18 protein-coding genes are annotated in these 18,705 nt (G+C 63.6%); 11 read left to right on the top strand and 7 right to left on the bottom strand.

Annotation, left to right across the window (positions count from 1 at the left end):
• Positions 1–73: 73 nt before the first annotated feature.
• Both ABCW42_RS09885 and ABCW42_RS09880 read right to left on the bottom strand, forming a co-directional pair.
• On the bottom strand, positions 74–427 hold the full coding sequence (locus tag ABCW42_RS09885; protein ID WP_423184669.1) for a TraR/DksA family transcriptional regulator: 354 nt from the start codon (positions 425–427) through the stop codon (positions 74–76).
• A gap of 34 nt (positions 428–461) precedes the next feature.
• A complete protein-coding gene (locus tag ABCW42_RS09880; RefSeq protein ID WP_423184668.1) occupies positions 462–5,276 on the bottom strand; it encodes an NAD-glutamate dehydrogenase in 4,815 nt (1,604 codons plus the stop codon).
• Positions 5,277–5,497: 221 nt separating this feature from the next.
• On the opposite strand from ABCW42_RS09880, the gene ABCW42_RS09875 reads away from it, so the two are divergent.
• The 4 genes from ABCW42_RS09875 (at position 5,498) to ABCW42_RS09860 (ending at position 8,542) form a co-directional block, all read left to right on the top strand.
• Positions 5,498–5,827: a YciI family protein gene (locus ABCW42_RS09875; protein ID WP_423184667.1), complete on the top strand. Its 330-nt coding sequence runs from the start codon at positions 5,498–5,500 to the stop codon at positions 5,825–5,827.
• Positions 5,824–7,047, top strand: coding sequence for an RNA polymerase sigma factor (locus ABCW42_RS09870; protein ID WP_423184666.1), 1,224 nt, complete (start codon positions 5,824–5,826; stop codon positions 7,045–7,047). The genes ABCW42_RS09875 and ABCW42_RS09870 overlap by 4 nt, the downstream gene beginning before the upstream one ends.
• A gap of 254 nt (positions 7,048–7,301) precedes the next feature.
• Positions 7,302–7,949 (top strand): signal peptidase I, encoded by a 648-nt coding sequence (locus tag ABCW42_RS09865; RefSeq protein ID WP_423184665.1) that lies wholly within the window; start codon positions 7,302–7,304, stop codon positions 7,947–7,949.
• A gap of 50 nt (positions 7,950–7,999) precedes the next feature.
• On the top strand, positions 8,000–8,542 hold the full coding sequence (locus ABCW42_RS09860; RefSeq protein ID WP_423184664.1) for an Hpt domain-containing protein: 543 nt from the start codon (positions 8,000–8,002) through the stop codon (positions 8,540–8,542).
• Between the two features lie 15 nt (positions 8,543–8,557).
• Here ABCW42_RS09860 and ABCW42_RS09855 read toward each other — a convergent pair whose 3' ends face one another.
• From ABCW42_RS09855 to ABCW42_RS09845, 3 genes are all read right to left on the bottom strand, one after another.
• Positions 8,558–10,378 (bottom strand): glycoside hydrolase family 15 protein, encoded by a 1,821-nt coding sequence (locus ABCW42_RS09855; RefSeq protein WP_423184663.1) that lies wholly within the window; start codon positions 10,376–10,378, stop codon positions 8,558–8,560.
• 335 nt (positions 10,379–10,713) lie between these two features.
• A complete protein-coding gene (locus ABCW42_RS09850) occupies positions 10,714–10,860 on the bottom strand; it encodes a hypothetical protein (RefSeq protein WP_423184662.1) in 147 nt (48 codons plus the stop codon).
• Positions 10,861–11,119: 259 nt separating this feature from the next.
• Positions 11,120–11,872 (bottom strand): AfsR/SARP family transcriptional regulator, encoded by a 753-nt coding sequence (locus tag ABCW42_RS09845; RefSeq protein ID WP_423184661.1) that lies wholly within the window; start codon positions 11,870–11,872, stop codon positions 11,120–11,122.
• Positions 11,873–11,936: 64 nt separating this feature from the next.
• Here ABCW42_RS09845 and ABCW42_RS09840 point away from each other — a divergent pair, with 64 nt between their 5' ends.
• The 3 genes from ABCW42_RS09840 to ABCW42_RS09830 all read left to right on the top strand — a co-directional run bounded on the left by ABCW42_RS09840 (position 11,937) and on the right by ABCW42_RS09830 (position 14,109).
• Positions 11,937–12,095: a DUF1059 domain-containing protein gene (locus tag ABCW42_RS09840; RefSeq protein ID WP_423184660.1), complete on the top strand. Its 159-nt coding sequence runs from the start codon at positions 11,937–11,939 to the stop codon at positions 12,093–12,095.
• A gap of 75 nt (positions 12,096–12,170) precedes the next feature.
• Positions 12,171–12,992: a sulfurtransferase gene (locus tag ABCW42_RS09835; protein WP_423184659.1), complete on the top strand. Its 822-nt coding sequence runs from the start codon at positions 12,171–12,173 to the stop codon at positions 12,990–12,992.
• 88 nt (positions 12,993–13,080) lie between these two features.
• Positions 13,081–14,109, top strand: coding sequence for a Gfo/Idh/MocA family protein (locus ABCW42_RS09830; protein WP_423184658.1), 1,029 nt, complete (start codon positions 13,081–13,083; stop codon positions 14,107–14,109).
• Between the two features lie 88 nt (positions 14,110–14,197).
• On the opposite strand, the gene ABCW42_RS09825 is transcribed toward ABCW42_RS09830, so the two are convergent.
• Positions 14,198–14,671 carry a DUF805 domain-containing protein gene (locus ABCW42_RS09825; RefSeq protein WP_423184657.1) on the bottom strand — a complete coding sequence of 158 codons (474 nt, stop codon included), beginning with the start codon at positions 14,669–14,671 and terminating at the stop codon, positions 14,198–14,200.
• A gap of 196 nt (positions 14,672–14,867) precedes the next feature.
• On the opposite strand from ABCW42_RS09825, the gene ABCW42_RS09820 reads away from it, so the two are divergent.
• The 3 genes from ABCW42_RS09820 (at position 14,868) to ABCW42_RS09810 (ending at position 17,092) form a co-directional block, all read left to right on the top strand.
• Entirely contained in the window at positions 14,868–15,923 is a 1,056-nt protein-coding gene (locus tag ABCW42_RS09820) for a DNA polymerase IV (RefSeq protein WP_423184851.1), read from the top strand.
• Positions 15,924–16,062: 139 nt separating this feature from the next.
• The gene (locus ABCW42_RS09815; RefSeq protein ID WP_423184656.1) at positions 16,063–16,461 is read left to right on the top strand and encodes a CBU_0592 family membrane protein; all 399 of its coding nucleotides are present in this window, start codon (positions 16,063–16,065) and stop codon (positions 16,459–16,461) included.
• A 277-nt stretch (positions 16,462–16,738) separates the two neighbouring features.
• A complete protein-coding gene (locus ABCW42_RS09810) occupies positions 16,739–17,092 on the top strand; it encodes a hypothetical protein (RefSeq protein WP_423184655.1) in 354 nt (117 codons plus the stop codon).
• Between the two features lie 39 nt (positions 17,093–17,131).
• On the opposite strand, the gene ABCW42_RS09805 is transcribed toward ABCW42_RS09810, so the two are convergent.
• Positions 17,132–18,013, bottom strand: coding sequence for an SDR family oxidoreductase (locus ABCW42_RS09805; RefSeq protein WP_423184654.1), 882 nt, complete (start codon positions 18,011–18,013; stop codon positions 17,132–17,134).
• A gap of 79 nt (positions 18,014–18,092) precedes the next feature.
• Between ABCW42_RS09805 and ABCW42_RS09800 the strand changes: the two genes are divergently transcribed.
• Entirely contained in the window at positions 18,093–18,656 is a 564-nt protein-coding gene (locus ABCW42_RS09800) for a TetR/AcrR family transcriptional regulator (RefSeq protein WP_423184653.1), read from the top strand.
• Positions 18,657–18,705: the final 49 nt, after the last annotated feature.

The raw sequence follows: 18,705 nt of genomic DNA, 5'->3' as shown, positions 1-18,705 counted from the left end.
GCATGCATGCTGTTCCGTCCCCGACGGCATAACCGTCCCGGTCGCCGAAATAGTCCCGGTAATTTGTCTGTGGTCAGGACCTGCCGGAGGCGTGGTCGATGCAGAAAGGCGTCCACGGCCTCGCCTCAAGCCGCCCTTCCGCAATGGCGGACCCGCACACGGCACATGTTCCGTAGCTTCCATCGACGATCCGCTGCAGGGCGGCCTCGATCTGTTCCAGTCCGGACTTGCTTCGCTCAAGGAGAGCCGAGGCCTGGGAGAGCTCGAACGCGATCGTGCTGCCTTCGGGATCGTGTTCGTCGTCGACGTTCGAATCCTGCCGGGCCACGCTGACTGACACGATGTCCTGGCGAAGGGAAGCTAGGAGGGCCTGCTTGTGGTCCCGCTCTTCCTCGAGTAGCAGCCGGAACCGCTCAATATTTTCCATGGATTGCAAGGCTATCGTGGACGTCCCGGCACTGTCACCGCTGCGCCAACGTCCGCAAGAGCTTCAGTGCTACCGCAATGGACGCAATGTCCACCCGGCCCGGTTGCGTGACCTCGGCGAAGGTGCTCTTGATCCGGCCGAGGTGTTCCTCGCGTCCGCGCTCCCACGCTTCGATGCGATCCATGGCTGAGGCTCCGGAGAGATCGCTTCCGGGCGTGGACCGCATGACGGAAGTGGTAATTTCCACGACGGCGGAATAAGCGTCGTCCCTAAGGGACGCCCGTGCAAGGGCTTCCCACCTGGTCCCGCGCGGCAGGTCCGTGATCCGCAGCAGGAGGATGCCGACGCCAAAAGCGTGAATCACCGTGTGGTACATCTCGGCGATCGTGGTGAGGGGTTCATCGACTTGCTCGGACACCAGCGAAATATCGAGGAGGGAGAAGCTTTCCAACAGGTCGGAGGCGCGGCGGCCCAGCCAAGGCGGCATCCCGGCGTCGTTCCAGTGGGCCAGCCGCGCGTTGGCGCGCTCACGGTCCGAGCCTCGCAGGAATTCCGTTGTCCGGTTCCGCAGAAGGTCCAAGGTGGGCATGATCCGCTTCATTGCCACCTCGACGGGCTGGTCCCGGTGGTCGTGGGTCACGTACCAGCGGGTAGCCCTGTCAAGGAGCCGCCGGAGCGGCCGAGTCGCCTCCACCACGTGTCCGCTGGGCATCCCGGGCGGTAGTTCGGCCAGCCCGTCCACGAACTGTTGCAAGGCGTAGGCCTCGCGGACAACCACGAAAGCCCGGGCGAGGGCAGCGGCGCTGGCGGTGGTTTCCTCGATCGCGCGGAACGCGAACGTGATCCCGCCCAGGTTGATCATGTCGTTCGCCACTATGGTGCAGATGATCTGGCGACGCAGCGGGTGGGAGTCGAGTTCGACGTCGAAACGTTCGGAAAGCTGCTCCGGAAAGTAAGCGCGCAGTACACGTCCGAACCAAGGGTCGTCAGCGAAATCGCTCGCGGTGAGTTCCTTGGCGAGCTCGATCTTCGCGTAGGCAGCAAGCAACGACATTTCAGGCGCAGTCAAGCCCTTGCCCGCATCCAGCCGGTCCTGCAGTTCCTCGTCGCTCGGCAACGCCTCCAAGTCACGGTCCAACCCGCCCGCGGCTTCCAGCCAGTCCATGAAGCGCTCAAACCCGGGCGTAAGTTCCGGGGACATGTGCCGGTCGTTGAAAAGGAGGACGTTCTGGTCGGCGTTGTTTGCAAGGACAAGGCGCGCTACCTCTTCGGTCATGGACTGCAACAAGCCGGTCCGTTCCGCGGCGCCCATCTTCCGTGCCGCAATCATGCGGTCGATGAAGATCTTGATATTGACCTCATGGTCCGAGCAATCCACCCCGGCCGAATTGTCTATCGCGTCCGTATTGATGAGGACGCCGGCCGACGCCGCCTCGATCCGGCCTCGCTGGGTCACTCCAAGGTTTCCGCCCTCTGCCACAACCCGTGCGCGGACCTGCGAGCCGTCAATGCGGATGGAGTCGTTGGCTTTGTCCCCCACCTGGGCGTTGGCCTCTGTCGATGCCTTGATATAGGTCCCGATCCCTCCGTTGTAGAGCAGGTCCACCGGCGCCTTGAGGATCGCCTGCAGGAGCGACTGAGGCGCGAGCGCACGGACACCAGGATCCAAGCCCAGGCAATCCCTGACTTCATCGCTGATATCTATCGCCTTCAATCCGCGGGAATGCACACCACCGCCGGCACTGATCAGCAAGGGGTCGTAGTCGGCCCACGACGATCGTGGAAGCCGGAACAGCCGCTCCCGTTCGCGGAAGGAAACTGCCGGGTCCGGGTCCGGGTCCAGGAAAATGTGGCGATGGTCGAAGGCCGCGACCAGGCGGATGTGCGGCGAGAGGAGCATGCCGTTTCCAAACACGTCGCCGCTCATGTCACCGACCCCGGCCACGGTGATCCCTTGCTCCTGCGGATCGATCCCGAGTTCCTTGAAATGGTGCTTCACGGATTCCCATGCTCCGCGTGCGGTGATTCCCATCTGTTTGTGGTCATACCCCACGGATCCACCGGAAGCGAAGGCATCGTTCAGCCAGAATCCATAGGAGAGCGCCAACTCATTGGCCGTGTCCGAGAACGTCGCGGTGCCTTTGTCCGCGGCCACCACAAGGTAGAAATCGTCCCCGTCGTAACGCTCCACGCCTTCCGGCGGCACCACCCTTTCCGCGTCGTCCGTGACCACCAGGTTGTCTGTCACGTCCAGGAGGCCACTGACGAAGATCCGGTAGCATTCAAGGCCCTCGGCAAACCACGCTTCGCGGTTCACGAGGGGGTCGGCGAGGTGTTTCGGGAAGAATCCTCCTTTGGCGCCCGTCGGAACAATCACCGAATTCTTCACGTTCTGGGCTTTGACGAGGCCGAGCACCTCCGTGCGGAAATCCTCGCGTCGGTCGGACCAGCGAAGCCCTCCCCGTGCCAGCGCGCCGAAACGGAGATGAACCCCTTCGACGCGCGGCGAATACACCCAGATCTCGAACTCCGGACGCGGCAGCGGTGCCGCGGCAACCGAGCCGACGTCGATCTTGAAACTCATGTGGCCCTTGTGGAGGAAATAGTTCGTGCGTAGCGTCGCTTCGACCAACTCCATGAACGTGCGCAACAAACGGTCCGCGTCCAGGACCGGAATGTCGTCAATGGCCGCCAACAACTCTTGCCGGGCCGTCCCTGTGCGCTCAGCCCGGGCCTCCGGTTCGGATCCCGGCGCGAACCTGGCGTCGAAAAACTCCAGGAGCGCACGGGTAGCCCGGGCATTCCCCACCAGGGTGTCCACGATAAAGCCATACGAATTGCTTGGCCCCAATTGCTGGAGGTACTTCGCATAGCCGCGCAGCACTGCCACGCGGCGCCAGCCCAGGCGGTCCCGAATGACCAGCGCATCAAGCCGGTCGGACTCGATCTTGCCCTGCATTGCCGCAGCGAACGCTTCCGCCATCAGCCCGCTAGTGGCCTCGGGATCCACTCCGCTTGGATATGTCACGCCAAGGTCATAGAGGAACATGTCCTTCCCGTTTGGGCGGCGCACCTCGTACGGCCTCTGGTCCAGGACCTCCAAGCCAAGGTCGTGCAGAAATGGAAGGATCTCGGTGAGGCTTCTTGGCCTGGTCAAATACAGGCGGATCCGTGCCGCTCGTTCCACTTCCCCGCTCGAGCCGGGCAACTGTTCCGGCCTGAGGTAAACCGTCAACAGCGGATCCGCAGCGGGACTCCCCTCCGGGCCACCGCCGTCGAACCTCTCAAAATTGATGATGTCCCCGACGGCGGACTCCGGCTCATGTTCCGCGCGGTAGTTCGCGGGAAACGCGTCCAACCACGACGCCGACAACCGGCTCGCCTCACTGGCGGGAAAGCGCTCGCGGATGGCTTCTTCGAGTCCATCCGACCACGGTCGGGCGGCGGAGACGAGCCGCCGCTCGAGCGCTCGTTCCTGCTCGTCGGAGATCCCTGCAAGCGAGGTCTGCGCCACGGCAGCGGTACGAAGGCGGAAGAACACCAGGACGACCGGAAGTCCGGTCAGCCGGACATCGAACTCCACCGACCCCGCTTTGAAGACATGCCGCAGTTGCTGTTCCATCAAGAGGCGGACGGCAGTGCTGTACTGGCGGCGCGGAATCATCACCGTGGCCGAGACAAGCCGGCGGGGCTCATCCATCCGGAGGAAGACGCGCGGCTTCTGCTGCACCCTCGCACGGAGCATGTCGCCCGCCAGCCGCGTGAGCCCGTCCACGCCTGTGTGGAACAGTTCTTCGCGCGGAAACGCCTCCAGGAGGGCGAGCAGTTCCTCACCCCGGTGGGACCGGAGCGGTACGCCGAGGGTTTCGCACGCGGCAAGGACCTTTTCACGAATGATCGGGATCCTCAGCACGGATTGGTGCGCGGCACCGGGCGTAAACAAGCCCAAGAACCGCAGTGCGCCCACGGCTTCCCCGTCCGGAGCGAACTCGGTCAAACGCACCTCATCGAGGTACGAGTGCCTCAGGACCGTAGACCGCTGCCCGGACGCGGCGATCCTCAAAGCTTCACCGGTCAAAGCCTCATTGATTGGAATGTCGTGCTCCGGGTTCCTCAACAATCCCAGCCCAGTGCCCGGCCGAACCGAAAGCGGCCCCCGGCCATCCGCCGTCGTGAGCTCCTCAAAGCCGAGGAACACGAAATTGCCGTGGTCGAGCCACTGGAGCAAACCCGCGACGTGTTCCGCAGGCGGCACGGCGCCGCGGGGAAGTTTCGGCGTGGAAGCAATGACTTCCGCTACCCGGCTGTGGATGCCGGCGGCGTCAGCGGCCACCATCGCCACATCGTCCAAAACGTGGTGCAACCGGTCCGTCATTTCCGCCACCGCGGCACTGTCCGCGAGCAAGCCGATTTCCGCCGCGAACCAGACCTCGTTGGCAATGTTTTTCCCCTCCGCGCCGTTGCCGGGAGACGAAACAGGATCAACTTCGATCAATGCGTGGCTCACTTCATCCCGGGAAACGCGGAACGTCGGGTGCACCAGCAAGCGGATCGGCGAGTCGTCCCGGCCCAGCTCCGCCGTGATGGAGTGGACCAGGTAGGGAAGGTCGTCCGCCACTATCGCCACGATGCTCGCGTCCAGTTCATTGAAGATACCGACGGCGGCCCGGCCGGGTTCGCGCGCGGACGCCAACTCGAGGTGGTGGCGCGCCCACGCATCAAGCGCCTCGGCGCCATAGCCGTGCAGGTCCTCCTCCGAAAGCTGCGCGAAGTAGCCTGCCAGGAAAGCCTCGCTCACTCCGGGCATAACCGATTTGCCGCGTTCCGCTGGAAAGGGGATGTCAGCCATGCCACCGCACCTCCACCGCGGGGTGACTTAGCCCGATGCAGACAGCACCGAGGGCTCCCGCTTCCATCCATCATGGCGGCAGGCACAACGACCGTCCAGAGAGCCGGGCCCCGAAAAACGTGGAAAAATTTCCGGACGTAGTGTCGGATTGGGGCAAAGCTGTTCGTCGGATAGTTGGGAAGCCGTCCAACCGGGGCGGCCCGCCAAAGGAGATGATTCGAATGCAGTACCTGGTTTCAGTAATCAACGACAACACCGACTTCGCCACCGGCAGCGAACAAGCCGCAATCGACGTGTTCAACGACCAGCTCATCGCCGACGGCAACTGGGTCTTTGCCGCCGGACTCGCCGCGCCGGAATCTTCGACCGTCGTCGACAACCGGCGCGAAGTGCCCGTGTTCACTGACGGACCATTCGTGGAGACGAAAGAGTTCATCGTTGGCTTCTGGATCATGGAGGCACCCGATTTGGACGCCGCCCTCAAGTTGGCGGCCGAGGGATCAAAGGCGTGCAACCGAAAGGTCGAGGTGCGCCCCGTCCTGCAGCCATGACGGACGTGCGGGAGGCGATCGCCCACGCCCATCGCAAGGAATGGGCACGGGTGGTCGCCTCGCTGGCCCGGCGCTTTGGAGATCTCGACATCGCCGAAGAGGCCGCTGCCGAGGCGTTCGCCACCGCCGTCGAGCGTTGGCCTGCCGGCGGCGTGCCGCCCAACCCCGGCGCCTGGCTCACCACAACGGCGAATCACAAAGCCCTCGACCGGCTGCGACGCGAAGCCAAACGCACGGACAAACATAAGGAAGCACTGATGTTGTACGACGACGTCGCCGCGCCTACCGGGACGATCGACGACGACCGGCTCCGGCTGATTTTCACCTGCTGCCACCCGGCACTGGGCATGGAAGCCCGCGTAGCCTTGACGCTGCGCATGCTCGGCGGCCTGACCGTAGCCGAAATCGCACGGGCATTCCTTGCCCAAGAGAATGCGATCGGACGCCGGATCACCCGGGCAAAGGCCAAGATCGCGGACGCCCGCATTCCCTACCGCGTACCTTCCGCCGAAGATCTCCCCCTCCGCGTCGACGGAGTGCTCACGGTCCTCTTCCTCGTGTTCAATGAGGGGTATTTGGCAACAGGTCCAAGTACCGATCCCCTCCGTCCCGGCCTCACGGCCGAGGCTATCCGCCTTACCCGGCTCCTCCACGCGCTCATGCCGGAAGACGGTGAGGTTGCCGGACTGCTGGCACTCATGCTGCTTATCGAAGCGCGCCGCACCGCCAGGGTCTCCGCCGACGGCGAACTCATCCCCCTCGATCAGCAGGACCGCCAGGCTTGGGACAGAACACTCATTGCTGAGGGGCACGGGTTGGTCCGTGGACGCTTGGCTTCCGGAGCGGCCCCGGGACGTTACCAAATCCTCGCGGCCATCAATGCCGTACACACTTCAGCCCGCGATGCACGGGGTACGGATTGGTCGCAGGTAGTGGCCCTGTACGACCAACTCGTCCTTCGGGATTCCTCGCCGATCGTTGCCCTCAACCGTGCCGTGGCGATCGCTGAGCTGGATGGCCCGGAAGCGGCGCTAGCAATAGTCGGTCGTTTGGAAGGAAGCTTGGCCGGGTATCGCGCTTTCCACGCAACCCGGGCTGAGCTGCTTCGCCGGTTGGGCCGCGAAGAGGAATCCCGTGCGGCCTACGGCGAAGCCATCCGCCTGCCCGGCAACGACGCTGAAACCGCCCACCTGACCCGGCGGCGCGAACAACTCAAGTAAGCCACGACGCCCGCTCACATCCAGCCGGGAATCCCCAAACGCCTGCGCAGCTATGACCCGCCTTTGGGGCGCCCCCGCACACGTGGCGTGAGCCACCGTCGAGCGGTGGGGGCTTGGGAAGGCCTTGAGCGGATCTTTAAGCAAACTTGATGGAACCCTGACCGGATCCCTGCACCGTCCTAAAACTGCTGCACCACTGTGGAATCACCAGCAACACAGCCACCTGACGCCCCCACAGGACAAGGACTGCAGCCATGACCGCAACATTGGACCGTCCCGCACAACGGGTCCCCCGCCACGCCGCTGCTCCGGCGGCCCCGGAATCCGGCGCGGGCAGTTCCCGTAAGCGCGGACCCGTAGCGAGAGTGCTCCGGGCCATGGTCAACGTCATCGCGACCGTGGTGATGGTCGCCGCGGTCGCAGCCTTCCTGTTCCTCGCCGTCGGACCCCGCGTCCTGGGCTACCAGACCTCCACCATGCTCACCGGCTCCATGTCTCCCCTGATCAACCCCGGCGACGTCGTCGTCACCGTACCCGTTCCGGTCTCCGAACTGAAGGTCGGGGACATCATCACGTACCACATCCCTGTACAGGACCAACGCGTCGAAACGCACCGGATCGTGAAACTGGATGTCAACAGCCAGGGCACCGCCACCGTCCAGACCAAAGGCGACGCCAACAACGGCGCCGACCCCTGGACCGCCACCCTCGCCACCCCGACGGTCGACCGCGAAATCTTCACCATCCCCCACCTCGGAAACGCCATCCGCGCCCTCCGCGACCCCCTGGTCCTCAAGGTCCTGATGTATGGCGCCCCCGCCGCCGTCGTGATCATGCTCCTGGCCTCCATCTGGCGCAAAAAGCCTGAAAACACCGCCACCGAAGCAAACCACTCGGCCTGACCAAGCACCACCCGATTCCGTCCACAGAACCTGAAAGAAAGCCGCCGACCTTGCGCACAACACGGAGCACCGAGCATACGACGACATTCGGCTCCGTCCTGGCGCCTTCAATCCGGTCCTTGCGTGCCGCGTTGCGCGCGTACGCGCTCGGCTGGCGGACGGCGGCCGCCCTGTCGGGGCTGTTCCTGGGTTCGTTCCGGCTTGGCAGGCTCACCCGCCACCGCCGCCGTATCGCGTCAAGGCAAGCCTTGCCTCCAGCCCTGGACCACGGAGCCCTCCAAAGGCTGGCACGCGAGTTGCACGATTCCGAGGCAGCCCGCCGCTTCGCCACGAGTTACGCGAGGATGCTCCCCGCCCGGGTGGAACGGATCGTCCGGGCGTTGGACCGCGGCGACAGGCACCAAGCCATGGATGCCGTGTTGAGCTTGAAGATCAGCTCCGCGATGGTCGGGGCGCTTCGGATGGAGCAGCACTGTGCCCGGCTCGAGGATGCCCTCGACAGGACGGACCACGCCGGCGCGGCTGCGGCCGGTGAAGAGGTCAGGCGACACTTGGCGGAACTGGTGAATGCACTCGGGAGCACCGCCGACTGACGATGCACTTGGAAATCAGGACGGCTCTTCGGCAGCAAGGCTCAGAAGATCGATCCCGTGCATTGCGTCTGCGGCCCGCACAAGCGCCAGGTGCGAAAACGCCTGGGGGAAATTCCCGGCCATGAGTTCCTCCTTGGTGGCGTACTCCTCACTGAGCAGGCCCAGCTCGTTGGCAAATCCCACCAGTTTGTCCATCAGGTCCTTGGCATCTGCCATTCGTCCCGTGCGGGCATATTGCTCAACCAGCCAGAAGGAGCAAGCAAGGAATGGATGCTCCCCGGGGGTGAGCCCGTCCACTCCTGTCTCGGTGCGATAGCGCAAAAGGAGCCCGTCCTGAGTGAGGAGTTCCTCCTCCAGCCGCGCAACAGTTGCGAGGATCCGTTCGTCGCTGTACGGCAGGAAGCCCACCTGGGGTATCACGAGCAAGGCTGCGTCGGCCTGTCCGCCACCGTAGGTTTGCGTGAACGACCCGATCTTCGTATCGAAACCCTCGCTCAGGATTTCCGCACGCAGCCGCTCACGCAAGCGTTCCCAATGATCTGCCGGCCCGGCCAGGCCATGGTCGCGGACGGCCCTGATGCCGCAATCGAAAGCGGCCCACATCATCACCCGGGAGTGCGTGAAATATTGCGGCTCTCCCCTCATTTCCCACAGGCCGAAGTCCTTGTCATCAATGTGCTTCTCGACGAATCCCAGGAGGATCTGTTGAAGCGTCCAGGAGAAATGGTCTTCTTTGCCTCCCGCGAGGCGCAGCCTTTCGAGCGCCACCATCACCTCCCCCACGACGTCGGCCTGGAACTGGGCCACCGCAGCGTTTCCGACCCGGACCGGCCGTGAGTCCAGGTAACCCGGCAGATGGTCAAGGGTCCGTTCCGGCAGCTCGCGTTCACCCGCAATTCCGTACATGATCTGTAGATCTTCCGGATCACCTGCAAGCGCCCGCAGCAGCCAGTTGCGCCACTGCAGGGCCTCGGTCTCGTAGCCGTGGGTGAGCATGGATTCCAGGGTCAGTGCCGCGTCGCGGAGCCAGCAGTACCTGTAATCCCAGTTCCGCGGTCCGCCGAACTCTTCCGGCAACGACGTTGTGGGGGCTGCGACAATGCCGCCCGTCTCATAATTCGTCAGCGCACGCAGTACCAGGAGGGAACGCTTCACCGCGCCTCCGTAGGGACCATCGGAGCGGCAGTGGCTGGCCCATCGCGACCAGTAGTCGATGGACTGTTCCAAGGCAGCGTCAATATCGACGGCGGGAGGGACCGGGCGATGGGATGGGAACCACGTAAATTCAAAGTCGACGACCTCGCCAGCCGCCACAGTAAATTCACCTGAATGTCCGTGCGCGTGGGCTTCCGGAAGATGTGGCCCCCTCAGCGCGACTGCGTCCGGCCCGGCCATGGCGAGAAGAACCATCCGTTGGGGCAATGTTCCGTCCTGGATCCGCCTTGTCCAAGGCACCACCGTGCCGTACCCGAGCCGGATGATGAGCTCCTGGTACATCCCCACTTGTCCTTCGAGCCCGGTAACGCGGCGAAGCACGGATGAACCGGTATGCCCTACCGGCATGAAATCGGTGATCTGGACTACTCCGGTGGGTGTCCTCCAGACTGTTTCGAGCACGAAGGTCGAATCGATATAGCGCCACTCTTCCACAACGGCTTCCGGATGCCCGGGGGCCAGCAGCCAACGCCCATGGTTTTCGAGCCCTACCAAAGAGCTGAACAACGACGGTGAGTCGAATCGCGGGAAGCAGAGCCAGTCGATGCTCCCGGATCGGGAGATGAGCGGCCCGGATTGGAGATCCGACAACAGCGCGTAGTCCTCGATGGAAGCAGCCATGGCTTTACTAAAGCACAACTGCTTTGCGCACGGCAGGGGCGTGAAGGAGCTGTTCGGAGTATGCAACGCTTGCCTGGTTCGCGGGCCGGCCACCGGGTCCAATCGCGCCGTTTGCGCCACCCTAATTCTCTTTTTGAGAACCGGTTTCCCGGCGGGAGCGTTGGTTGCGAGGACGCTCCCGCCAGGATCTTTAAGTGCGCCGGTTCGTCGTCGAACGGACGCTGGGAATAACCCAAATAAAGGAATCCCAAATTTTCAAAGTAGTTGAGGGTAATGCTCCGAATTTGGCCGAAGACCGCTCGGACTTCCGCCAATGCGTGAGGTGTTACCGGACACTAGAGGCTGCTGCGGAGGGCCCTCGGAGAGCAGACGAAGAACAGCGGCTGCTCCACTTGGGCGAACGGCACTACGAGCCACCGGCCGCCGTAGAACTCGACATACGAGTCCGAGGTGCACCGTGCGAATGCTTCTTCGCGTGTCATCGTCGTTCCTTTCACAATAGGCCCGGTGAGGGGCTGGTTTCCAATGTCAGAACTGCCAAGTCCTGGCTTTGTGATCCCAGTTACCTGCATTCCTTCCACAACAAATGTACGTCAGGGAATTCTCCAGCACGAGGTATTCAGGGATATTTTCATGAGAAATTGAGGGGCCTGAATTACCAAAGTAGTTTACATGCGTGAAACATATTGGAAACATGCCTGTAACATTCGGAATGCGCTTGCCGGGCGTGGTGCGCACGGCTCACATCCGGTCGAGGAGCCTTTGGTAGAGAGCGCGCGTGGCCGGGCTGGGCGAGACCCCGAGTTGCTCGCGAAGAAGAGTGGACAGGCGACTGTAGACCGCGAGGGCCTCGGCCACGTTTTCCTGGGCTGCGAGCGCCTGCATCAGGTAACGGTGCCCGCTCTCGCGCAAGGGATCAAGCGCGATCAACCTACGCCCTGCACGAACGGCTCCTGCAACTTCTGCGCCACCGATGCCGAGTTCGGCGGCAGCATAGGATTCCAAGGCGCTCAAGTGGATTTCACGGAGCTGATTTCTCGTCTGGTCGATCCATTCGGCGTCCTCCCCGGGCAGGAAGCCGCGTTCAGCCACAAACAGCGCGAGCAATACCGGCCCCCAGGCTCGCGCCCAGTCTTGTTGCGCGACGGCCGATTCGGCCCGATGGACAGCCTCGACGGCGGCCTCGAGGTCGATCCAGGCTCCCGGAAGGTGCAGCTGCACGGTGACGCGTCCGTTCACGGCGTCGGAACCGAAGATGTGGCGCAACTTGGAGAGGAGCGGATTGAGGCGGGCGTCGGTAGCAGCCGGTTCGGGTGAACGCCACAGTGCTTCGGCGAGTTCATCGCGGGGAACCTGGCGATGGCGGTTCACCACCAAGTATGCGAAAAGGAGGCGTCCTTGGCGTCCGGGCAGCAGGTGGTCGAGCCGGAGCCCGTCCTTTTCCACGACCAGCGGCCCGCAGATCTGGAGACGCAGACCTGGCTGCACCGTCATGACACCATGATCGCATGGGGCTTCGTCATTCCGAGGAGGCGCCACCACGTTTGGGAGGTCCATCATGGCGAAGCTCATCCGCTGCGAATGTGGTTTCATTGTCCGCGGAGAAACCGACGAGGACGTGGTGGGGGCCATCCGCGGTCATATCGCGAGTGACCATCCGGCCCTGTCGCGGTCGGTCAGTCCCGAGGATTTGCTGGGGTGGATCGAAGTGGAATAGGCGGCGCCGTTGACGCCAAGGTACCGCCAATGTGGGGCCAAGCCGGGGCCAATGGTGCCCGCGGAGAATGAGGACATGCTCATCGAACCCATCTGGCTGGCAAATCATCTCGACGATCCCACGGTCCGCGCCGTTGAAATCGACGTTTCGGCGGCTGCCTACAATCAGTGGCATATTGACGGGGCGGCACTCTGGAACATCTACGCCGACCTCAAGGACGAGCGGTATCGTCCGGTCGGCAAACCCGCTTTCGAACGGCTATTGACTCATTCCGGCATTGGGCCGGAAACCACGGTGGTGTGTTACGGATACGCCCCGGCGTTTGGATACTGGCTGCTGAAGCTTTACGGGCACGCAAAGGTCCACATCCTGAACTGCTCACGCGACGCCTGGCCCGCCGAAGGCTATCCGTGCAGCACGGAATCCCTTCAGCAGGAGATGGAGATCCCTCCATTGGCCGAACGCGACGCCGGACTGTTCGCCGACCTGCCTGCGGTGCGCCAGGCCATCGGCCGCACCGGAACCACGGTCCTCGATGTCCGATCCGAGGCCGAGTTCGTCGGCGATCGGTTCTGGCCTTCCGGCGGAATGGAGCCGGGTGGTCGCGCCGGACACATCCCGACGGCGGTACACCTGCCGTTCGGCCAGCTCTACGATGCACGTGGCGCCTTCCTCCCGGTTGAGGAGCTGCTCCGGGCGATGCCCGTGCCGGAACTTGAGGAAGAGGACGAGCTCATCACCTATTGCACGGTCGGCGGTCGCGCAGCAACTGCTTGGTACGTCCTGACCGAGATCCTGGGCCGTAAGCGGGTTCGTGTATATGACGGGTCTTGGGCCGAATGGGGCTTGAGCGCGGACACCCCGGTCGAAACCGGGAAGATCGCCACGAATGCGTAGCGTTGCCGGGGCTTCCATTCGGGTAGGAGCCACCCCGGCCGCCCGTTAGTACACTTCTCGGCAGGATTGGTTGCAGAAGGAGAGTTTGATGAGCGAAAAATTGCGCTGGGGCATCCTGGGCAGCGCGCGTATCGTCCGCAAGACAATTCCGGCGTTGCAGGCAACGAGGAACGGCGAAGTGGTGGGCATTGCCTCCCGCACCGAAGAGAAGGCCCGGCAGTACGCCGGCAAGCACGGCATCCCGCAGGCATTTGGTTCCTATGGGGCACTGCTTGCCTCACCGGACATCGACGCCGTCTACATACCCCTGCCCAACACCCTGCACCTCGAATGGATCCTGAAGTCATTGGACGCGGGCAAACACGTGCTCTGCGAAAAGCCGCTGGCGATGAGCGCGTCCGAGTGCGAGACGATCGCGCGCAAGGCTGACGAGACCGGACTGAAGGTCCTCGAAGGCTTCATGTACCGCTTCCACCCGCGCTTCGAGAAGCTTCAGGAACTGCTGGCCGCGAACGCAGTGGGCGCCTTGAAGTTCATCCACGTCGCCCATTCCTTCGATGCGGGCGGGGACGACAACATCCGCTGGTACACCGGCCTCGGCGGCGGGGCGCTTTTCGACACCGGCTGCTACTGCGTCAACGTGTCCCGCATGGTCACTTCGGAGGAGCCGGAACATGTTGCTGCCTTCGGCAACTACCGCGATGCCAACGATGAAGGACGGATCGACACCAGCATTGCCGGCATGCTTCGCTTCCCTGGAGGTTCAACAGCGCTCTTTGACACCGGCGTGAACCTTGAGCGCCGCAACTTCCTTGAGGTCACGGGAACCGAGGGTCGGCTTTACCTCGAGAATCCGTTCAGCCTGCTCGAAGAAGATTCGGTCCTGGAGGAACACCACTTCGGGCGGGACCCGGTTTACCACCAGGTCAAGGGCGAAAACCATTTCGTGCGGATGGGCGAGCACTTTGCCGACAGTGTCCTCAACGGCACACCGCTCCGCTACGATCTCGCGGACGCCGCCAACAATGCCCAGGTCCTGCAGGCACTCGACGCGACCGCGCGGGCGCAGGACCGGGCAGCCGAATACGCGCCCCGTTCGAGCAGCGGAGTGCGCTGACCCGGCTTCTTTTCGGAAACATCAGTCGATAACAAAGGGTCGCCGGCAAGCTGCCGGCGACCCTTTGTTGCTACTGCGTATCCGCTTATCAGGCGGGAACGTCGAAACGCTGCCCTTCCGGCTTCGACGGAAGGATCGTGAAGATGAACAGGGCCAGTCCCCCGAGGACCGGGACAAGGCCGAGGAGGACCATCCATCCGCTGAAGTTCACGTCGTGCAGGCGGCGGACAAGGAGGGCGATGGACGGAACTATGACTGCCAGGCCCCAGATGACAAGGAGTACGACGCCGATCACGGCACCGGGACCCGGAACCACGGCGCCCGAGTCGCTGACGGTAGCACCGGCAGAGCCGGCAACAGACATGATGATGTTGAGAACGAGGCTCACGACTGTAGAGATGAGCATCCACCACCAGTATTCGCTGCGGCTGGCCCGGCCGGTGAACGTGGCGTACTTCTTGAAGAACCGGCGAGCTGCCTCACCGATGGGAGCGCCGTAGTACGGCGCCCACAGCGGGACGGTGCCACCGGCTTGGGTAGCTTGTTGCTGCTGGTATGACAAAGGATCTCCTTCATAGGAACAATTGACGAGCCTTATCGTAGGGGTCCAAAACCGCCACCAAGTTGTCCTGAAGGTGAAATCGGGACGGCGTGTCGGAGTACGACGGCGGGTTCCCGGCCGCCGTCGTACGCTGCGGAAGCCTGGTGCCTGGAAGGCAACTTTCGGGCACACTGGTGCCGTGAGCGGAATCAGGTGGGTGCTGCACGTCGATCTCGATCAGTTCATCGCTGCTGTGGAAGTGCTCAGACGGCCGGAGCTCGCCGGCAAACCCATCATCGTTGGAGGCCGTGGCGATCCGACGGAACGCGCGGTGGTGTCCACCGCATCCTACGAGGCCAGGGCTTTCGGGGTCGGATCCGGAATGCCCCTGCGCATTGCGGCCCGGAAAGTACCCGACGCCGTGATCCTTCCCGTCGACCATGAGGCCTACCTCGCTGCGTCCGAGACCGTGATGGCCGCCCTGCGCGAGCAGCCTGGCGCCGTCGTTCAGGTTCTGGGCTGGGATGAGGCCTTTGTGGGCATCGAAACGGAGTCCCCGGAAGCCTATGCCAGGCAACTGCAGGCCGCGGTCCTCGAGCGGACGCAACTTCATTGCAGCGTGGGAATTGGCGATACCCTGGTCCGCGCCAAGGTGGCTACCGGCTTCGGCAAGCCGGCCGGCGTCTTCCGCCTTACTTCGGACAACTGGCTTGATGTGATGGGCAATCGTCCCACCAAAGAGCTGTGGGGCGTCGGGGCCCGGGTGTCCGCGCGGCTTTCAAAGCTGGGCATCACCACGGTGGCCGAACTCGCCGCCGTCGATCCCCAGGAGCTTGTGCCGGAATTCGGGCCCAAGATGGGACCTTGGTATGCGCAGCTTGGGCGGGGGGACGGCGCCAGCGAAGTGGACGACACGCCGTGGGTTCCGCACGGGCACAGTCGCGAGACCACGTTCCAGCGCGACCTGCTAGAACCCGCCGAAGTGGACAACGCCGTCAGGGAACTGACGGCGCGGGTCCTCGAAGACGTGGCCGCCGAAGGCCGTCCGGTGATCGGATTGACCCTCAAGGTCCGGTACGCACCGTTCGTCACCAAGACGCATGCGAGGAAGATTCCGGAGACTTTCGACCCGGAAACCATCCTCGCCCGGACCTTGGACCTCGCTGCCGCAATCGAAGCAGGCCGACCCATCCGCCTCCTGGGGCTGAGGGCCGAAATGGCGATGCCTGAGGATGCCAGGGCCGGACATACTCCGACCCGCAGCGGATGGTGAGCCCCACACGCCAAATGTCTGTGACGAGAATGACTGCGGGCAAGGCAACAAGTCCCCTCCATCGCAACTAATATATTAGATATATCTTTCTCCTCCCGCACAGTGCTTGCATGTCGTGCCCCGCTTTTGAAAGGCAACCATGGACGTTCTATGGGAAATCGCCGGTTGGTTTGGTGCCGTCCTCATCCTGGCCGCGTATCTGGCCGTCTCCATGGGCTGGTTGAAGACCGGCCGGCGCTTCCAGGCGGCGAACCTGGTGGGTGCGTGCGCTTTTATCGTCAATGGCTCCGTCCACGGGGCGTGGCCGTCGGTGGTAACCAACATCGCATGGTTCCTCATTTCCCTGATAGCCCTCCTGCGCATGAAATCAGGAAAAGTCCCGGCTGAAGCAACCGAGGAAGCTCCCCAGGTGCAGTTCCCAGGCGTCCCTGACACCACGGGCCAACTTGCTGTTGTCGAGGCCATCTCGTCCGCGGTCCACGGCGACGGCGACGCCCACCACGGCACGGCCAACTCCCGGGTCCTGCCGCAGGCGTGAGCTGCCGTCCCGCCGTCGTTATCGGCGGCACGGCAACCTGAATCGGGGACTCAAAGAGCCGTAAAGCCGATCGCGCAGAGTTCCTCGCGTCCCTCAGGACTGATGTCTTGGGGCCCCTAGCCCTGCAGCCACTCACGGTTCAGCACGAACGCGAACCAATCGGCCGGTTGGAACGGGCACATTGGCCTCTTGACCGTCGGCCCCAACGGTGCCGTAATGAAATCGTCCGGTGTGGCACCTGAAGCAGCGTCCTCGCCGGCGGACTGAGGAGACGATCATGGACGTATTGGAATCCGTGTCCAAGGGAATGCGGGTTGTTGATCTGGCCGGGAAGGAAATCGGCACCGTCGAAAAAATCGTTCCGCCGAACGAAAAAGCGGAACTCTACGAAGAATCCGTCACCGCCTCGGAGCAAGACCTGATCAACCTCGGACTAAGCTCCATCTTCGGCAAGGAGCCGAAAGTCCCTGAAGTGATGGCACGCCGGCTGTTCCACGCGGGGTACATCAAGATCGATACTCATGGTTTCTGGACCAGCGGCTGGTACGCAGCTGCCGATGCGATCACGCGGGTCGAGGAGGGAACGGTCTACCTGAGCCTGACAAGCCATGACCTTGCCGCCCAGGTTTGACCCGCGCTGCTTCCTCGCATGAGTCGGCGTCCACCCGGCTCAAGAGCGATAGAACCCGGCATCGATATCGGCGATCAGTCCCGGGTGCCGCGGTTCCCATCCAAGGACCGAGTGCGTGAGCGCCGCCGTCGCCGGCTGGTCGATCGAGGCGAGCCCTCCAAGGAATCCCAGCGATCCGGCGTCGACAGGCCCGGCTGGCAAGCCCAGGCTGCGGCCGAGCGCTTCGGCGATTTCCCGCAACGGTAGGCCAACGTCACCGACTGCGTGCAACACCGAACCGGCCGGCGCCGATTCGACGGCGAGCCGGTAGAGGTGCGCAGCGTCGCGGACATGCACCGCGGGCCAGCGGGCGCTCCCGTCAGCAACGTATCCGGCCACTCCGTTTTCTACGGCGATTCCGGCCAGTCGAGCGACGAAGCCGTGGGAGTCGCCGTCGCCGTGCACCGATCGCGGCAAACGTACCACCGAGACCCGCACTCCCTCGCGGGCCAGCGCAAGCGCTGCGTCCGAGACCGCTTCACGCCCGGCGGCCATGGTGTCCGGGGCCGCCTTGTCTTGTTCCGTCGCGGGCCTGCCCGGCACGGGCGGCGTGCCGGAGGTGACAACGAAAGCTTTCCCGGTCCCCTTCAGTACCTCGCCGAACGCAGCCACCGCCTCCGCGTCGCCCGCCACAGCCGCGGCGAAGTCGGAGAAGTCGTGGCGGAATGCCAGATGCACCACAGCATCCGCGGAACGGGCGGCATCCTGCAGCACCTTCAGATCATCGAGGCCTCCCCGTACGGTTGAGGCACCCGCGGCTTCAAGCTTGAGCGCTGAAGCGTCGGAACGGGCCAGGCCAAGTACCTCGTGCCCGGCGGCGAGCAACTCGGGGACAACAGCGGAACCCACCCAACCGGAGGCTCCCGTGACAAATACCCTCATGCGAAACTCCTCTGATGTCAGTGACTGCTATCAGTCTAGCAAGCCATGGCAGTCAGTGCTATCGCTTAAAATGGTGGACATGGGACGTTGGGAGCCGGACGCGCGGGGACGCCTCGCGCAGGCCGCATTCGAGCTTTATGCCGAGCAAGGATATGAACGCACTACTGGTGCCGAGATCGCCGGGCGGGCCGGGATGCATGAGCGGTCCTTCTTCCGGCTCTTTTCGGACAAACGGGAAGTACCGTTCCACGGAATGGAGCAAGTCGCACTGGAATTCGCCTCAAGCATCCGGGAGGCGCCGCCGGAAGCGACAGCCATCCAAGCAACCCGCTTGGCTGTCGAAGAACGGTGCCGCCTCATTCAACAAAGCCGCGCGCACGCAAAACTCCGCCGCGAGGTAGTCTCCGGAAGTGCCGACCTCCGCGAACGGGACCTTGCAAAGCACGGCGAACTGGTCGATGCCATCGCCGCGGTACTGCAGGAGCGCGGGACGGACAAAATGGCGTCCACCTTGGTCGCGGAAAGTTGCGTCATGGGGATGCGGATTGCCGTCGGCGCCTGGCTCGACCGAGACGAAGACAGCGATCTCGTGGATGTGTTTCGCGCCGCAATGGCCGAACTTGCCGCCCTCCTCGAAGGCTAGGGTCCGCGCCGGGCCAGTGCGGGGCGCCGGACCGCCCGGCGTGCGCCAC

Origin of the sequence: Arthrobacter sp. NyZ413, assembly GCF_049390645.1 — a bacterium.
Classification (GTDB): Bacteria; Actinomycetota; Actinomycetes; order Actinomycetales; family Micrococcaceae; genus Arthrobacter.
Note: the sequence above shows the minus strand (reverse complement) of the source record. Positions and strands in the feature narration are given on the sequence as shown.

What these genes read in the sequence shown, in the direction of transcription:
- ABCW42_RS09885 (WP_423184669.1), bottom strand. Translation starts at nt 427, where the DNA reads ATGGAAAATATTGAGCGGTTCCGGCTGCTACTCGAGGAAGAGCGGGAC.
- ABCW42_RS09880 (WP_423184668.1), bottom strand. Translation starts at nt 5,276, where the DNA reads ATGGCTGACATCCCCTTTCCAGCGGAACGCGGCAAATCGGTTATGCCC.
- ABCW42_RS09875 (WP_423184667.1), top strand. Translation starts at nt 5,498, where the DNA reads ATGCAGTACCTGGTTTCAGTAATCAACGACAACACCGACTTCGCCACC.
- ABCW42_RS09870 (WP_423184666.1), top strand. Translation starts at nt 5,824, where the DNA reads ATGACGGACGTGCGGGAGGCGATCGCCCACGCCCATCGCAAGGAATGG.
- ABCW42_RS09865 (WP_423184665.1), top strand. Translation starts at nt 7,302, where the DNA reads ATGACCGCAACATTGGACCGTCCCGCACAACGGGTCCCCCGCCACGCC.
- ABCW42_RS09855 (WP_423184663.1), bottom strand. Translation starts at nt 10,378, where the DNA reads ATGGCTGCTTCCATCGAGGACTACGCGCTGTTGTCGGATCTCCAATCC.
- ABCW42_RS09850 (WP_423184662.1), bottom strand. Translation starts at nt 10,860, where the DNA reads ATGACACGCGAAGAAGCATTCGCACGGTGCACCTCGGACTCGTATGTC.
- ABCW42_RS09845 (WP_423184661.1), bottom strand. Translation starts at nt 11,872, where the DNA reads ATGACGGTGCAGCCAGGTCTGCGTCTCCAGATCTGCGGGCCGCTGGTC.
- ABCW42_RS09840 (WP_423184660.1), top strand. Translation starts at nt 11,937, where the DNA reads ATGGCGAAGCTCATCCGCTGCGAATGTGGTTTCATTGTCCGCGGAGAA.
- ABCW42_RS09835 (WP_423184659.1), top strand. Translation starts at nt 12,171, where the DNA reads ATGCTCATCGAACCCATCTGGCTGGCAAATCATCTCGACGATCCCACG.
- ABCW42_RS09830 (WP_423184658.1), top strand. Translation starts at nt 13,081, where the DNA reads ATGAGCGAAAAATTGCGCTGGGGCATCCTGGGCAGCGCGCGTATCGTC.
- ABCW42_RS09815 (WP_423184656.1), top strand. Translation starts at nt 16,063, where the DNA reads ATGGACGTTCTATGGGAAATCGCCGGTTGGTTTGGTGCCGTCCTCATC.
- ABCW42_RS09810 (WP_423184655.1), top strand. Translation starts at nt 16,739, where the DNA reads ATGGACGTATTGGAATCCGTGTCCAAGGGAATGCGGGTTGTTGATCTG.
- ABCW42_RS09805 (WP_423184654.1), bottom strand. Translation starts at nt 18,013, where the DNA reads ATGAGGGTATTTGTCACGGGAGCCTCCGGTTGGGTGGGTTCCGCTGTT.
- ABCW42_RS09800 (WP_423184653.1), top strand. Translation starts at nt 18,093, where the DNA reads ATGGGACGTTGGGAGCCGGACGCGCGGGGACGCCTCGCGCAGGCCGCA.